The following is a 15,527-nucleotide window of genomic DNA, read 5'->3' on the forward strand; positions in this document are numbered from 1 at the left end:
GATGGAGAATGTGGCACTGCACGACGTGGAAAAACAAATGGCTCAATTACGTCAACAAATCGAAAAATATAATTACGAATATTACGTGTTAGACAAACCGTCTATTTCTGATGCTGAATATGACGAATTGATGAGAAGATTAATAGAACTCGAGGAGCAATATCCGCAATATAAAACGCCGGACTCCCCTTCGCAACGCGTTGGCGGAGCTCCGTTAGAGTCGTTTGCGAAAGTGACCCATCGCGTGCCGATGCTTAGCTTAAGCAACGCCTTCAACGAAGGGGATTTGCGCGATTTTGATCGGCGAGTACGCCAAGAAGTCGGCGATGTGCGTTACGTATGTGAACTGAAAATAGATGGTTTGGCGGTATCGCTCCGCTATGAAAATGGTTATTTTGTACAAGGAGCGACGCGCGGGGACGGGACGACAGGGGAAGATATTACAGAAAATGTAAAAACCATTCGTTCGTTGCCGCTCCGCTTGCGTGAACAAGTGACGATTGAAGTGCGCGGAGAGGTATACATGCCGCGACAATCTTTTGAAAAGCTGAACGAACAGCGCAAAAGGAACGGGGAAGAATTATTCGCCAATCCACGCAACGCGGCAGCCGGCTCCCTTCGTCAGCTCGATCCAAAAATCGTCGCTTCCCGTCAGCTAGATATATTTGTATATGGTGTTGTCCATGCGGAAGAGTTAGGGTTTAATTCTCATAGTGAAGCGCTTCGCTATTTAGATGAGCTTGGGTTTAAAACAAATTGTGCACGTCAAGTATGCGAAACGATCGACGATGTTCTTTCTTACATCGAACGATGGCATGCAGAACGGGAAAAGCTTCCATACGATATTGATGGTATCGTCATTAAAGTAGATTCGTTTGCTCAGCAAAAACAACTCGGAGCAACCGCGAAAAGTCCGCGCTGGGCGATCGCTTATAAGTTTCCGGCTGAAGAAGTCGTAACGCAGCTCGTTCATATTGAATTGAGCGTCGGACGAACAGGGGCAGTCACTCCGACAGCTATTTTACAGCCGGTACGTGTAGCAGGGACGATTGTACAACGCGCTTCTCTTCATAATGCGGACTACATTCGTGAAAAAGATATTCGTCTCGGCGATTACGTTATCATAAAAAAAGCAGGCGATATTATTCCAGAGGTTGTTCGTTCGTTACCAGAGCGACGGACAGGAAAAGAAGAGCCATTCGATATGCCAACCCATTGCCCAGTATGTGCAAGCGAGCTTGTTCGACTGGATGATGAAGTGGCCCTCCGCTGCGTGAATCCGCAATGTCCGGCACAAATTCGAGAAGGGCTGATTCATTTCGTCTCACGTCAAGCGATGAACATTGACGGACTAGGTGAAAAAGTCATTGCTCAACTATTTGAGCATGGTCTTGTTCGCAGCGTGGCAGATTTGTACACATTAACGAAAGACGAGCTTGTCGCATTAGAACGAATGGGTGAAAAATCAGCAACAAACTTACTACGAGCGATTGAAGCGTCAAAACAAAATTCACTTGAGCGCTTATTGTTTGGTCTCGGTATTCGCCATGTTGGCGCAAAAGCGGCAAAAACGTTAGCGGAACATTTTGAAACGATGGAGCGACTCCAACAAGCGACAAAAGAAGAGTTGACGGCCATTCACGAAATCGGTGAAAAAATGGCGGATTCAATCGTCACGTATTTTTCAAAAGAAGAAGTGAAGCAGTTGCTTGAACGTTTGCGGGCATATGGTGTCAATATGACATATAAAGGAGCAAAACAGACAGTCGATATAAGCTCCACGTTTGCTGGGAAGACGTTTGTTTTAACAGGTACGTTGCAGTCGATGTCGCGGAGTGAGGCAAAAGAAACAATTGAGGCGTTAGGTGGAAAAGTGACAGGAAGCGTCAGCAAAAAAACAGACGTTGTCGTTGTCGGTGAAGACGCTGGGTCAAAATTAGGGAAGGCGAAACAGCTTGGTATTACGATTTGGGATGAAGCGCGTTTTCTTCAAGAAATACAACAATCAAAGCAGGTGTCAACAACCCAATGACTAAAGTCATGGGCTTGTAAGCCCCATGTTGACCAGACCAAGGCTTGAAACAGAGCCTACGTTATAGATGTCATGACACGTTCGGGTGCTTCTCCAGCCCGTTCCTCTGTCGTGCAAGGTTAAACAAGCGTGGTGGGTAGCGCTAGTGTCTTGCACATAACAAGCATCTATAACATGGTCGAGGAGAATATGACCTGCTTTATGCAGAGGAAAGGGGAGAACCCTATGGTTTTTGTGTTAGACACAAACAAACGTCCGCTTGCTCCTTGTCACGAAGCAGTTGCAAGAAAGCTGTTGAAACAAGGGAAGGCGGCGATTTACAGGCGATTTCCATTTACCATCATCTTGAAAAAATCAGTAGACGAATCAGAAATTAAAGCAACATATCGGCTAAAAATCGACTATGGAAGCAGGCATACAGGATTAGCGATTTTGCGAGGACAAGAAGTGGTATGGTTAGGGCAACTTGACCATCGCACAGACATCAAGGAAAGAATAGATAAAAGGCGTGCTTTTCGTCGAGCAAGACGAAATCGAAAAACAAGATACAGAAAACCACGCTTTCTGAACCGCAAGCGAAAGGAGGGGTGGTTGCCGTCATCACTAGAGAGTCGTGTGCAAAATATCCAAACATGGGTTAACCGCCTAAAGAAGTTATGCCCCATTGGGTATATATCATACGAAAATGCCAAATTCGACACGCAACTCATGCGAAATCCTGAAATCAATGGTGTAGAGTATCAACAAGGCACGCTACAAGGATATGAAGTACGGGAGTATTTGCTTGAAAAGTTTGGGCGGAAGTGTTGTTATTGCGGAAAAGAAAATGTTCCACTTGAAGTGGAGCATATCATTCCAAAATCGAGAGGTGGAACAGACCGAGTGGATAACCTATGTCTTGCCTGTCATGACTGTAATCAGCGCAAAGGAAGTAAGACAGCAGAAGAATTCGGGTATCCGCACATTCAAAAGCAAGTCAAAGAAACATTAAAGGATACAAGTGCTATCAACTCGACAAGATGGAAAGCGTATGAAGTGTTAAAGCAGACAGGATTAGATGTCGAGTGTGGAACAGGTGCACGAACAAAAATGAATCGTATTCGTTTAGACTTGCCGAAAACACATTATTTTGACGCTTGTTGTGTAGGCGAAAGCACAACAAATCACTTATATTTCAAAACAAAAGAAGTGTTATTTATCAAGGCAAAAGGGCGTGGTAGTCGCTCTCGTACAAACCTAGATAGATATGGCTTCCCAAGAGGTTATCTTGCAAGACAAAAATTCTTCTTTGGTTTTCAAACAGGGGACATGGTTAAGGCTGTTGTCCCAAGAGGGAAATATCAAGGCGTTTGGTTTGGCGAAGTCGCATGTAGAAAGACTGGAAGTTTCGATATTAAAGGCAAGGACGGAAAGCGTATCGCACAAGGAATAAATTATAGATATGTCCAAGTCATTCAGCGATTTGACGGATATGCTTATGGAAAGGGGGTGGCGGAACTTGCGTAAGGTGCAATTCCTCCCCGTGCCTAAAGGCGTGGGCTTCCTTGCGTAAGTTTCGTGAACGATGAAAAAGTGGATCATATTGCTTGCTTGTATGCTTCTTACTTTGTCAGCATGCGCGCCAAAATTTAATCAAGAAGAGCAAGTAGTGCAAGAGACAGATAATAAAAAACAAAAGGCGATTATTCCAAAGTACAACATTTCTAATTCGTATTATCGCACCATTTTACCTTTTCAACCTGGAGAGGCGCGCGGGCTTGTCGTTGAAAATGTGAATACAAGATTAGATATGGATGAATTTGAACTTGGTTTAATGCGCATTGCACAAGAGAAATTCTCCCCATCGCAATATTTATTCCAACAAGGACAATATTTAGATCGAAAAACGATTGAGTCGTGGCTCAAACGAAAACAAGGAAATGGCGAAGGGTTGAATCCTGCTCTAAGAAATGAAGGGACAAATGCAGAAAAAAATAAAAAATCTCCCCTTTACATTTCACATATTTTAGAACATAACTACTTAGTGAAAACGGGAAACGATAAAGTGAAATTAGGCGGGGTTGTCATCGGACTTGCGATGAATTCTGTTCATTACTATGAAACAGAAGAAGGATATCCACGCGAAGTAAAAATTTCAAAAAGCGATATGGAGAAGGAAGGGAAAAAAGCAGCGGCGGAAATTGTTTCTCGCTTACGTCAAATCGATGGGTTAAAGGAAGTGCCAATTGTTGTTGGTTTATTTGAGCAACAACCAAAATCGTCTATCGTTCCAGGACACTTTTTTGCGGTTGGTTATGTTGATAAGGGAAGTAACGATATTCAAGATTGGGAAAAAATAAATGAAGAATATTATGTGTTTCCATCGGATGAAGCGGAAAAAAATCATCGCGATGATTTAGTGAAATTTTTAAATTTAAAATCCGATATTGAAGAATTTTTCCCGAATTATACTGGAGTGATTGGCAGGGCGTTTTATCGCGATGACCAATTGCAACAATTGACAATTGATATTGTGATGCAGTTTTACGGAAAAACAGAAGTCATCGGATTTACGCAATATGTCACAGGTCTTCTTATGGAGAAAATGCCTGATTACATGCCGATTTCCGTTTACATTTCTTCGGTGCGTGGACCGGAGAGCATCATTATAAAAAATCCAGATCAAAATGAGCCGTTCGTTCACATCTATCAACCATAAAAAATTTGAATATGTATGTTCCATCCGTTAGAATGGAATTGTGTGTATGAAAACGCTTTTGTAATTTCAACAAAGGGGGCTTACATATGGTACAACCTTACAAACATGAACCATTTACAGATTTTACAGTCGAAGCAAACAAAAAAGCGTTTGAAGAAGGATTACAAACGGTACAAGCTTATCTCGGTCAAGATTATCCGCTTGTCATTGGTGGCGAGCGCGTCATGACAGAAGATAAAATTGTTTCCATCAACCCAGCGAATAAAACGGAAGTTGTTGGACGTGTAGCGAAAGCGAATAAAGATTTAGCAGAAAAAGCGATGCAAGCAGCAGATGCCGCATTCAAATGGTGGAGCAAAACGAAGCCAGAAATGCGTGCAGACATTTTATTCCGTGCGGCAGCGATTGTGCGCCGTCGTAAACATGAGTTTTCCGCATTGCTTGTGAAAGAAGCAGGAAAGCCGTGGAAAGAAGCGGATGCTGATACAGCGGAAGCGATTGATTTTATGGAATATTATGCACGTCAAATGTTGAAGTTGAAAGATGGCATTCCTGTTGAGAGTCGTCCAGGAGAAACGAATCGTTTCTTTTACATTCCGCTTGGTGTTGGCGTTGTCATTTCACCGTGGAACTTCCCATTTGCGATTATGGCGGGAACAACCGTAGCAGCGCTTGTCACAGGAAATACGGTGCTTTTAAAGCCAGCAAGTGCAACGCCAGTCGTAGCATATAAGTTCGTTGAAGTGCTAGAAGAAGCAGGTCTTCCAGCAGGCGTATTAAACTACATTCCAGGAAGCGGTGCGGAAGTAGGCGATTATTTAGTTGATCATCCGCGCACACGTTTCATTAGCTTTACAGGCTCGCGCGACGTCGGCATTCGCATTTACGAGCGCGCAGCGAAAGTGCATCCAGGACAAATTTGGCTCAAGCGTGTCATTGCGGAAATGGGCGGAAAAGATACAATTGTCGTCGATAAAGAAGCAGATTTAGAATTGGCGGCACAATCAATTGTTGCATCTGCTTTTGGCTTCTCTGGGCAAAAATGCTCGGCATGCTCGCGTGTTGTCGCGCTTGAAGACGTGTATGACCAAGTATTAAACCGCGTCGTCGAGTTAACGAAGCAATTAAAAGTCGGCAACCCAGAAGAACAAAGCACGTTTATGGGACCGGTTATTGACCAATCGGCGTACAACAAAATTATGGAGTATATCGAAATCGGTAAACAAGAAGGCAAGCTAATGACAGGTGGCGAAGGAGACGACTCGAAAGGCTTCTTCATTCAGCCGACGGTGTTTGCCGATGTTGATCCGAAAGCGCGCATTATGCAAGAAGAAATTTTTGGACCTGTTGTGGCATTTACGAAAGCAAAAGACTTCGACCATGCGCTTGAAATTGCCAACAATACCGAATATGGCTTAACAGGTGCCGTCATTTCAAATAACCGCTTTAACCTTGAAAAAGCGCGTGAGGAGTTCCATGTTGGTAACCTTTACTTTAACCGCGGTTGCACAGGTGCCATCGTCGGCTACCATCCATTCGGTGGGTTCAATATGTCTGGAACAGACTCGAAAGCAGGTGGACCAGACTACTTACTTCTTCATATGCAAGCAAAAACGGTATCCGAAATGTTTTAATGGAAAAACCCCTCTTGGCGAAAACGCTAAGAGGGGTTTCAAATATGTAAGATAAGAGTGATAAGGTATAATGAAGAAAAACATCCTTCATATGATATAGAAGTGGGTGGTGATGGGCGATTGAGTACAAACATGTACGGCTTAAAAAAGCAAACATTTTATAACCTCATTTGTGTGTTTCGAAATTATGCCGACATCATTGAAAGAGTGATTTTGTTCGGATCAAGGGCGAGAGGCGATTATAAAGAAACGTCGGACATCGATATTGCGATTAAGTTTAGAAGCCATAACGAGCAGCTGTATCGCATTCAAGACGATTTAGCGGAAGCAAATATCATTTATACGGTAGATGCTATTGATTACGAAAAGATCACCAATGAAAAGCTCAAATCGTATATTGATCTCGAAGGAAAGACAATTTTTTTAACGAATGAACGCGGGGAGGCCGTTGTGACGATGAATAAAATCATGGATAAACTATTTGACTTTGAAAAAGCATTAAATAAACTGCATCAAAGCATCGCGCGTGATGTGGAAAAAGACGACTTAGCTCTTGACGCGACAATTCAACGATTTGAATTTGCGTACGAACTAGCATGGAAATGGATGAAAAGTTACTTAGAATATAACGGGAACAACGAAATGACAAGTCCGCGAAAAACGATTAAACAAGCATTTAAAGAAGGACTTATTCAAGATGGAGAAGCGTGGATTCAAATGTTAGAAGATCGAAATAGGACATCACATACATACGATGAACAAATAGCGATGGAAATTTATGAACATATTCGCCAGCGATACGTTCATTTATTTGATCAATTATTAGTAGAGATGAAAAAACGAGTTCGTGAATTGGAAGAATAGGGGGAGAATGAGTGAAAAAATTTTTAATAGGAGTTTTGTTGTCGTTTGTCATGTTTGCCCTTTCGTTCTCATTATTTAGCGGTTTTTCTTTCTTTATTGCCATTTTTCCAATTGCAGTACTAGCTGTTCCGTTTATATGTGCGGTAACAGAGGCGCTCATTTTTTTTATCGATGAAAAATGGGGATTTAAATGGGATGGGGCTGTTGTTTTAGGGATCGCAACGATTACGACGCTTCCTTTTTATCCTCCTTTTGGTTTTGCAGCCCCGATTTATATGGGAGCACTAGGATATTATGTAGGGAGAAGACTATGTGCTCGATTACATTAGAGGCAATGTAGGTATATACATCCAATTTAAAATTTTAACCTCTGGTTCACGCAGTACACCTGATGCGGCGCAACACCTCATCCGGGTGTTGTAGAACGTACTGTTCGAAGCGAGTAATGGATTGGGCAATGTCGTTTTGATCCTTGTGAAAAACATTGGCAATCACCTCATCTTTCAACCACTTCCACAGCCGTTCAATCGGGTTCAACTGTGGAAAATACGGTGGCAAAAAGATGAAATGAAACGCATCGCCTTCCTCGCCATCAAGAAAGGCTTGTACCATCTTGGCATGATGAATGCGTGCGTTGTCCAACACAAGCACGAGGAATCGGTCCGTATATCTCTCTTTCAATCGGCGCAAAAAGTCAAGGAACGTTTCGGCATTGGCGGATGATGCACGATGAAACACTACATCGCCTTGTTGAACATCGACGGCGCCAAAAATAGAAACGTGGGCATGGTGACCGTAGCTTGGCACTTGTTTTTGATTTCCTACTTCTGCCCACGTCGTACGTAGCGCTTGATAAGCACGAACATGTGCCTCATCCACATAAAACAGCGTGACATTCTCGGTAACTAGTTTTTTTTTATAAATTCAAATTCTTTTGAAAGGCAGCTTGACGCTTAGCGTCTCCTTTGACGAGCTTATACGTCGGACGTGTCCATGACAAACACAAACGATGCAACAACTTACGAATCCCTTCCCGTGACATCGAAACGCCATAAGTTTGTTGAATGTAAGATTGTAAAATGCGCGTGTTCCATGATGAAGCGATGCCCCAACCAGCATCCACAGGTGTGGTGGTTAACACGAGTTGTCTAATTTCTTGTTGTTGTTCTTCCGTAAGAAACGGCACACGGCCAGGTGGTAAGCGACGATCGAGTAGATGATCGAGCCCACCTTGATTAAAACGTGCAACGTAGAGGGCAACCGATTGACGGCATACGTTGACCATTTTCGCGACATCTTTACCAAGATGACCTTCCATGACAAGACGAACAGCGGTCACCCGAACGCGAAGGGAAGCATCTTTGATTTTCCGTTCTTGTTTCCGAAGTGTTCGAGGCGTCCAACCGTGATCATTTGTGATTTTTAGACGTTTCATGTCCTTTCCGCTCCTTTTACACATGAGTATTTAGGAGCAGTATAGCCATGAAAAAAGGTGTTCATACAGAAGTCATGGTTTTAAGGTGCATGTATATAGAAGCAGCCGCATATAAAATTCAGAATGAAAATAAATGGGTAGTTTTTTTAGATAATGAACAAGATACTACATTAGTTAAAAAAATATTAGATAAGTGTGATTTCCATGAAAAATATGGTTACAAGATTTTTACTGTTGATGCAGATGATTTATCTTATGAAGTCGGAAGTAAGCTATTTGAAGAATGGTTAAAAGCAAATGATATAATATAAAACCCGTGGTGCTAGTTGAGTGTCAGCGCTCAACCGGCCCTAGTGTGACCAAGAAATACGCCAACAAGATGCCATCGAGTGCCACTTCAAACCCGGCCATGGAATTCACTCGAATGTCGGTGATCCGGTATTGGTCTACGAGAATCGAAAACACCGTCTCGATGACTTTGCGTTTTTTCCTGATCCATTCTTCCCATGCCTTGGATGGGCCGTGCTTTTGATTGTGTCGAGACGGTGTCCAGAACGCAGCTTGGTGTTCTTCGTACAGCTTTTCTCGAAGGGCGTGGCTGATGTACCCTTTGTCCCCAAAGTTGTAGGGATGAGGGATTTGAGTCATCACCGTTTCAGCGGCTTTGACGTCGTGGCAGGACGCTTCCGTCACGACAACATAAGCCCATGGCCAGCCCTTGATTGGTCACTTGAAGATGCAGCTTGAAACCGTAGTACCATTGCTTTTTGGAAGCACAATACCCCATATCCGCGATCCCTCGACTTGACGCGCTGCATTCTTGCGGGATGGCACAACGGAAGAGGCAAGCTGTCGACAACCGCATAAGCATGGTGTTGGCCACGTTTCGCCAGTTCATGACGAATCCATTTGACCGTGAAGCCAAGCGCTCGGCAGCGGCGGTTGTATCGGGAGCGTTCAAGAAACGAGCCGTTTGTGAACAAATTTCCCGTGACAAAGCGATGCCAGGCTCGTTCGGAAGAAAAGCCCAGCAGAACCGCCATGACCACTTCGTCTTCTTGCTTGACCAAGTGACGGTTGCGGCGATGAAGATACATTTGAATCAACGACAGTTGGGCAGAAACAAAACAGAAAATGGCGGCATATTGTTTTTGAAGTTTGGCTCGATCTGTAGTAAAATGAAAGTGCTCTTGCATGGGGGATCTCTCCTTTCGAATGATGGGTGACACTTTCATTCTACTGGAGATCCGCCAGCAAGGGCTATTTTTATGCTTGATCAAGTTTATCTAGCACCACGGGTTATTTTTTTTAACATATTCTAAAAATCCCGGAGCCTCTTCTTCTAATAGTACATTTAACTTCTCAATTATTTTAATTCGCATATCCTGCGAAAGATCTTCCCTTTCATACCATACCGTTTGTTTAGAGTGTTTCTTTATTTCGTTGTCCAACCAATTTAATATAAATTCAATTTCTTTTTTGCGTTCTTCGTCCACGAATATCATACTCCTTTGTCTAATGAATTAGTTTCTCCCTTAACTGTTTCAGCGTCTTTTTATGCCAATAGGAAATATTTTGCTCTGTTTGTCCAAGTATTCTAGCAATTTCTTTATTGTTAAATCCTCTTTCGTAGTAAAGATATAGGATTTTACGTTGGTTTGGGTTTAAACTTTGCAAGGCATTAGATAAAACTTCATTTTTAATGTAAAAAATACCTTGCCTCTCGTATTCTTTTGTTAATAGAAAATCTAAAGGTAATTCCCTCTTGTCAACGATCATTTCTCTCATTGACACCCTTGAATCATCTCTCCCGTTATTTATGGGTTTATCAATAATTAACTGGTATCTGCTACTTCTCAATTTGACCTTCTTGTCATAATCAATGGGATACCTACGGATGAAGCCCATTAAATATCTAATGATGCGGTTATAGCGATAAAACTTTTTAAATTTTTCATCTAACATCTGTACGTTGTTTACACTAGGATCTTCTAACGTTTTATAAAATACTTCTCTATGATCGCTATCCTTTAAAAACTCCTTTATAATGGGATTTTCTAATATTATAGGCAAACGTTCCTTTAATCTTTCTACCTCACAACGAATTTCACTGTTATTAACTTCTTTAGATAACAAAACTCTCTCCCCCTTTTTTTATTAAAAGTGAAAAAAATTGCAAAAAAATAAAAAAGGAATGTGTGTTCTTATTATCTTATAAAAAACAGTAATTTTATACATATTTTCCCAAACAACTTCCTTTTATTTTTTTGCCTTTCTTTTCACTTATTTAACAAAAGGAGGTATATAAATGCCGAAGATTTTAATCCCTAACTATACGCGTTCTTCGTTTGACAATTACGGGGTTTCTTTAATCAATGCCCCTGCATTTTGGGATCGCTCTTTCAAAGGACAAGGAATTAATATTGCGGTGATTGATACTGGGTGTGATAGAGAACACGAAGAATTGTCCGACAACATTATAGATGGATTCAATTTCACAAACGATGATGATGGAGATCCAACCAATATAACCGATTATTCAGGTCATGGTACACACGTCGCAGGAATTATTGCTGCTTCTAATAAGAACGGTATTATCGGGGTTGCTCCAAAAGCTAAATTGTTGATTTTGAAAGTAATCGGAAAAGATGGTTCTGGAGATTATAAAAACTTAATTAGAGCCCTTAATTTTGCTATTGAATGGCGAGGTAAAAACAATGAGAAGATCGATATTATCAATCTTTCATTGGGGGGACCAAATGATGATAAGGATTTAAAAAATGTTGTAGAAAAAGCCGTTTCGCAAAACATTTTTATTGTTGCTGCATCTGGAAATAACGGTGATGGTTCAGAAATAACAGATGAGATTCTTTATCCTGGTTTTTATAAGGAAGTAATTCAAGTTTCAGCAATCGATGAGCAACTTAATCCAGTTTTCTTTAGCAATACCAATATAAATATTGATTTTTTGGCTCCAGGAAAAGATATTCACTCAACTTTCCCTAACAACACTTACTCAAAACTTTCTGGCACTTCTATGGCAGCTCCTCACGTTACTGGTGCAATCGCTTTACTTTTAAACCTATTTAAAACACAAAATATACCGATAAATTTTGAACAAATATATCTATATTTAGCTTCTCATTCTTTATTTTTAAATGGTTATTCTAGCAAAACACAAGGAAATGGAATTATTAAATTATAAGGGGAGATAAAAATATGGAAACAATAACAAATACTCCAATCGAAACGTTTATTAAAGCAATCGGAAATTTTGGCTTTCCTTTAGTATTGGCTGTATATTTACTATTACGTTTTGAGAAAAAAATAGAATCATTGACGGAAGCAATTAATCAATTGCAACAAGTAATAAAAAAATGAAAAATATGTAAGTTGCCATTACCAACTAAATATATAATATAAAAATTGTTAAAATAGTTATTATTTTCTATTCACTATATCTTTATTAATTAGCACTAACATTACATTTGGAAGGGGGGTGAAAAATATGAATCAGGAAAGACATAACACCAAAAAAGAAAACAAAGTGACTTCTCAAGTTGTAGTTTATTGTGATAAAGATCGTAAGTGTTGTATAAATAACGAAAGTTGCACAGGAACTTTTTATTACTTTCCAGATGGTACGTCTGTTCTACAATATTGTGGTTGTCATTAACACATTATTTTAAAAGTTATTTAAGTTTTACAATTAAACGAGCTGCTAACAAGCTTAGCAGCTCTCTTTTTAGTTATTACCAATAAACAAAAAAGCCGATGATTCCTTATTAGCGTAGGAAAAATCGGCTTTTTTCATCCCAAAATTGTCTTATAGTATGTCCTCTACTTTTTGTTGGTATTATTCCTTTTCGTCTAAATAGAAACAGTAATCACATATCTTTACATCATATGCAGACTCAATGGATTTCTTCAAACGTTTTAGTTCCTTTGAGTATTCTATGGCAATATTCTGGTAAAGTTCTTTTTCATCTTCCGTACAACAATCAATACACTTAACTATTTTAAGAAGATCAATTTTGATTTGATTATATTTTTTAATTTTCTCATCAATCTTTTCCACGATTTCACCCTCATACTTAAACAATCACATCTTTATCTAGAGATAAGATTCTTGCAATTTTCTTGATATTAGCTCCTAAAATCTCGTGTCTTTCACCAACTGTCTCTATAACTGTAAATGGAGTATATTTTTGTCCCAATTCTCTAAATTCCTGAGCTGCGGATACGTCATTAACAATATCTCTTTCAATAAAGTTTATTTCCATTTCCTTTAACCATGCTTTAAGGGCGTAACAATGCCCACAAAACGGGTTGGTATAAACCGTAATTGAGTAGCTCATTTTTATTACCTCCCTCATTTTTTCTCTATCTTTATAGGTGAAAACAACTAGAAAAAACTCAAAAAAAAAAAATTTTGTCTTTTTTAGAGTTTTTCAAAAGAAAATACACCTTTATTAATAGAGAGAAAGAGAGGTGAACACGAATAATGAAAAGGCAGGATGAAAAAAAAATAATTCTTCCTTCTACCTCATTGATTTGTGCGCCACATCGTAGTTGCTGCCATTATGGGGATAGCTGTCCTGCAACTTTTAAAGTGCTACCTAGTGGAGCTCTAGCTTTTCAATATTGTGATTGTCCATAAAAATGAAAAAGGAGGATATTAGAATGGCCGTACTAATTAAAAGCAAGGAATTAGAAACTGAAAGTAAGAATGCTTTACTTGAAGAGCTTAATAACAGTGATGAATTTGCTTTATTGGTTTCCGAAATTTCAAGACAACATACAGTAAAAGATGTAAAGGAAACAGATGCTTTAAAACTTACTTTTGGTACCGGAAAAACAATAGATGCTATATTTGTAAAGTTAAATGATGAGGCAATTATTCAGGCTTTGAAGGATGAGGACGAGTTTAGAATTAAAGCTCATTTCTCTGCTCTAAAAAACAGAAAAAAAGTAATCAGAAAAGCCATTGTCAAAGATAATTCAGTTGAAATTGAATTTGAAATTCCTTTTGAAGCTTCTTACTTCTTGTTTGTAGAAGAGCTTAAAAACCCAATGGGGGCTGACAAAATAACTGAAGATGAAATCGCACCTGAAGCCTGGTATGAGGGATGCTTAGTTTTCTATGATTCTGGTAGTGGAAAATATTATTACTACAAGTACTGTGGAGCCAAGTGTGGAAGTGGAACACCAATTAACGCATTAGACCGATGCTGCCAAGCTCACGATCGTTGTTGGGCTAATTTTGGTAAAGGAGACGATGGTTGCGATTACGAATTATATCTCTGTGCAAACGCTACTTATGATCCGGGCTGGTGGATGGTTGCCGAGTTTGGATTATTGTGCTCTCAAGGAAAACTAGGAAGCATTTGCTAAATGTTTGAAAAGAGGCTGTCTCAAAAGGTCGTTAAACCGACCTTTTGAGGACAGCCTCTGTTTCTTTTTCTTACCATTTGGTTATTTATTCCTTTTTTGAAGCAGGAATTTCTCCTTATTTCTGAATTTTATCCTGTTTTTTCCTGGTTGGATCGGTCGTGACCGCCCACTTTTTCAAATTGTGGGCAGCACAAATAAGCCTCCCATTCCGCGGTAATTTTTGGGAGTCTTTACGCAGAAGATCGACAATGGAGAAAAATGTTTCGTAAATGACGTCCTTCATCCGTTCCGACCGAAATCGGTTGATCGTGCGGAAATCTGGTGTTTGATGGTCGGATAGCCACATAAAGTAAATGTTTTCTTTCAATTGCTTGGCGATTTGGCGAGAGGAGTAGATCCGATTGGCGTAGGCATACAGGATGACTTTCAACATCATTTTTGGATGATAGCCTGGGCGGCCTCCGCCAGGATAGAGAGAAGCGAGCAGAGCCGGATCCATTTGTTCCACTGCTAGATCCACGATTCGGCAAAGATGATGTTCCGGGATGAAAATCTCAAGATCCATTGGCAAAATGAGTTGATCTCGGTTATAATAAATGTACATAAGAAAACCGTCCTTTCTTGGTAGGGTTGTGGCGACTCTATTATACCAAAAAAGGAACGGTTTTCTTCTTTTTTTGCGAAAAAAAGAAGGGTGTCCGAAAAGCGAACGCTATGCGAACACTTTTGGGACAGCCTCTTTTCGTGCTCTTATCCTCCCATAACACGAGCTAAATAATAATAAAAACTCCAAAGACCTAAAGAACTAAGGCTACTTAACAAGACAGCAAGCGATAAAAATAGGCTAGCGTTGGATTCCTTTCTATAACGAACCAGAAACATAATGGACAGGATGATACCAGCAACGAAAAAGGGTAGCCATACCAGCCATAAAGAACCGAAGGGGAACCCAGTATCTATGAGGTAACCCACTATAAAAACAAGATTGACGAATAAAATTACAGGAAGAATTATTTTCTTCATTTACATTTTCACCTTTTTCTAGAAACTAGATTAAAAAAACTATTTTATATAATTTTAACAAAAAAGAGAAAAGTTTTAAAGAGTTTTTTCTTATCATAAAACCCTAAGAGAAGAACTATATACATGCAACATGAAGAGTTGACTTCTCAGTCATCCTGCACACCCTAAGCGCTGCAGCACTTCCTCCGAACGTTCGTGGATGTAGTGGACAAACCGAGTAATGGCTTGAATGATATCGTTGCGATCCTTGTGAAACACATTGGCAATCACTGTATATCCCAGTTATTTCTATGAGTGTTCGATCGGGTTCAGCTATGGCGAATAGGGAGGAAGGGAAAGAAAGTGAAAACACTGCCCTTCTTCCCGCAAAAACTCCTTGACCATGTTGGCATGGTGAATGCGAGCGTTATTGTAAATTAGCACATTATTTCAGAATCACTTTTTCAA

Annotated in this window: 18 protein-coding genes and 2 pseudogenes; 10 read left to right on the top strand and 10 right to left on the bottom strand. The window is 40.1% G+C overall.

Annotation, left to right across the window (positions count from 1 at the left end; translation table 11 throughout):
• Window position 1 precedes the first annotated feature (1 nt).
• The 6 genes from ligA to NSQ23_RS01465 all read left to right on the top strand — a co-directional run bounded on the left by ligA (window position 2) and on the right by NSQ23_RS01465 (window position 7,557).
• The gene (ligA, locus tag NSQ23_RS01440; protein ID WP_339172427.1) at window positions 2–2,032 is read left to right on the top strand and encodes an NAD-dependent DNA ligase LigA; all 2,031 of its coding nucleotides are present in this window, start codon (window positions 2–4) and stop codon (window positions 2,030–2,032) included.
• Between the two features lie 225 nt (window positions 2,033–2,257).
• Window positions 2,258–3,538 (top strand): RNA-guided endonuclease IscB, encoded by a 1,281-nt coding sequence (gene iscB / locus NSQ23_RS01445; protein ID WP_096226206.1) that lies wholly within the window; start codon window positions 2,258–2,260, stop codon window positions 3,536–3,538.
• Between the two features lie 58 nt (window positions 3,539–3,596).
• Window positions 3,597–4,730, top strand: a complete 1,134-nt coding sequence (locus tag NSQ23_RS01450) for a CamS family sex pheromone protein (protein WP_339172429.1) — start codon at window positions 3,597–3,599, stop codon at window positions 4,728–4,730.
• A gap of 86 nt (window positions 4,731–4,816) precedes the next feature.
• A complete protein-coding gene (gene pruA / locus NSQ23_RS01455) occupies window positions 4,817–6,364 on the top strand; it encodes an L-glutamate gamma-semialdehyde dehydrogenase (protein ID WP_339172431.1) in 1,548 nt (515 codons plus the stop codon).
• A 132-nt stretch (window positions 6,365–6,496) separates the two neighbouring features.
• On the top strand, window positions 6,497–7,228 hold the full coding sequence (locus tag NSQ23_RS01460) for an HI0074 family nucleotidyltransferase substrate-binding subunit (protein ID WP_035019098.1): 732 nt from the start codon (window positions 6,497–6,499) through the stop codon (window positions 7,226–7,228).
• 11 nt (window positions 7,229–7,239) lie between these two features.
• Window positions 7,240–7,557 (top strand): hypothetical protein, encoded by a 318-nt coding sequence (locus NSQ23_RS01465; protein WP_004888787.1) that lies wholly within the window; start codon window positions 7,240–7,242, stop codon window positions 7,555–7,557.
• 46 nt (window positions 7,558–7,603) lie between these two features.
• On the opposite strand, the gene NSQ23_RS01470 is transcribed toward NSQ23_RS01465, so the two are convergent.
• Together NSQ23_RS01470 and NSQ23_RS01475 are read right to left on the bottom strand one after the other, a co-directional pair.
• Window positions 7,604–8,107: an IS630 family transposase gene (locus tag NSQ23_RS01470; protein ID WP_230456148.1), complete on the bottom strand. Its 504-nt coding sequence runs from the start codon at window positions 8,105–8,107 to the stop codon at window positions 7,604–7,606.
• Between the two features lie 37 nt (window positions 8,108–8,144).
• Entirely contained in the window at window positions 8,145–8,663 is a 519-nt protein-coding gene (locus tag NSQ23_RS01475; protein WP_004888789.1) for a winged helix-turn-helix domain-containing protein, read from the bottom strand.
• 47 nt (window positions 8,664–8,710) lie between these two features.
• Between NSQ23_RS01475 and NSQ23_RS01480 the strand changes: the two genes are divergently transcribed.
• Window positions 8,711–8,974 carry a DUF3986 family protein gene (locus NSQ23_RS01480; RefSeq protein WP_339172435.1) on the top strand — a complete coding sequence of 88 codons (264 nt, stop codon included), beginning with the start codon at window positions 8,711–8,713 and terminating at the stop codon, window positions 8,972–8,974.
• Window positions 8,975–8,996: 22 nt separating this feature from the next.
• Here NSQ23_RS01480 and NSQ23_RS01485 read toward each other — a convergent pair.
• From NSQ23_RS01485 to NSQ23_RS01495, 3 genes and pseudogenes are all read right to left on the bottom strand, one after another.
• A pseudogene (locus NSQ23_RS01485) lies at window positions 8,997–9,859 on the bottom strand (IS982 family transposase).
• A 90-nt stretch (window positions 9,860–9,949) separates the two neighbouring features.
• Window positions 9,950–10,159 (bottom strand): hypothetical protein, encoded by a 210-nt coding sequence (locus tag NSQ23_RS01490; protein ID WP_004888793.1) that lies wholly within the window; start codon window positions 10,157–10,159, stop codon window positions 9,950–9,952.
• A gap of 19 nt (window positions 10,160–10,178) precedes the next feature.
• A complete protein-coding gene (locus tag NSQ23_RS01495) occupies window positions 10,179–10,799 on the bottom strand; it encodes a sigma-70 family RNA polymerase sigma factor (protein WP_004888794.1) in 621 nt (206 codons plus the stop codon).
• A 172-nt stretch (window positions 10,800–10,971) separates the two neighbouring features.
• On the opposite strand from NSQ23_RS01495, the gene NSQ23_RS01500 reads away from it, so the two are divergent.
• Together NSQ23_RS01500 and NSQ23_RS01505 are read left to right on the top strand one after the other, a co-directional pair.
• Window positions 10,972–11,868, top strand: a complete 897-nt coding sequence (locus NSQ23_RS01500) for a S8 family peptidase (RefSeq protein ID WP_004888795.1) — start codon at window positions 10,972–10,974, stop codon at window positions 11,866–11,868.
• A gap of 14 nt (window positions 11,869–11,882) precedes the next feature.
• Complete coding sequence (locus NSQ23_RS01505) at window positions 11,883–12,044, top strand: YvrJ family protein (protein ID WP_004888796.1); 162 nt, start codon at window positions 11,883–11,885, stop codon at window positions 12,042–12,044.
• Window positions 12,045–12,519: 475 nt separating this feature from the next.
• On the opposite strand, the gene NSQ23_RS01510 is transcribed toward NSQ23_RS01505, so the two are convergent.
• A complete protein-coding gene (locus NSQ23_RS01510; RefSeq protein WP_035018400.1) occupies window positions 12,520–12,741 on the bottom strand; it encodes a hypothetical protein in 222 nt (73 codons plus the stop codon).
• 16 nt (window positions 12,742–12,757) lie between these two features.
• A complete protein-coding gene (locus NSQ23_RS01515) occupies window positions 12,758–13,021 on the bottom strand; it encodes a glutaredoxin family protein (RefSeq protein ID WP_035018401.1) in 264 nt (87 codons plus the stop codon).
• Window positions 13,022–13,346: 325 nt separating this feature from the next.
• Here NSQ23_RS01515 and NSQ23_RS01520 point away from each other — a divergent pair, with 325 nt between their 5' ends.
• Complete coding sequence (locus tag NSQ23_RS01520) at window positions 13,347–14,057, top strand: hypothetical protein (protein ID WP_064220782.1); 711 nt, start codon at window positions 13,347–13,349, stop codon at window positions 14,055–14,057.
• 226 nt (window positions 14,058–14,283) lie between these two features.
• Here the strand turns inward: NSQ23_RS01520 and NSQ23_RS01525 are convergent.
• From NSQ23_RS01525 to NSQ23_RS01535, 3 genes and pseudogenes are all read right to left on the bottom strand, one after another.
• Window positions 14,284–14,661: pseudogene (locus tag NSQ23_RS01525) on the bottom strand (transposase); the annotation flags it as partial.
• Between the two features lie 146 nt (window positions 14,662–14,807).
• Entirely contained in the window at window positions 14,808–15,080 is a 273-nt protein-coding gene (locus NSQ23_RS01530) for a hypothetical protein (protein ID WP_035018403.1), read from the bottom strand.
• Between the two features lie 312 nt (window positions 15,081–15,392).
• Window positions 15,393–15,503: a transposase gene (locus NSQ23_RS01535; RefSeq protein ID WP_178378766.1), complete on the bottom strand. Its 111-nt coding sequence runs from the start codon at window positions 15,501–15,503 to the stop codon at window positions 15,393–15,395.
• Between the last annotated feature and the right edge of the window lie 24 nt (window positions 15,504–15,527).

Origin of the sequence: Anoxybacillus sp. FSL W8-1294, from assembly GCF_037965005.1 — a bacterium.
In the GTDB taxonomy this organism is placed as follows: domain Bacteria; phylum Bacillota; class Bacilli; order Bacillales; family Anoxybacillaceae; genus Anoxybacillus; species Anoxybacillus flavithermus_G.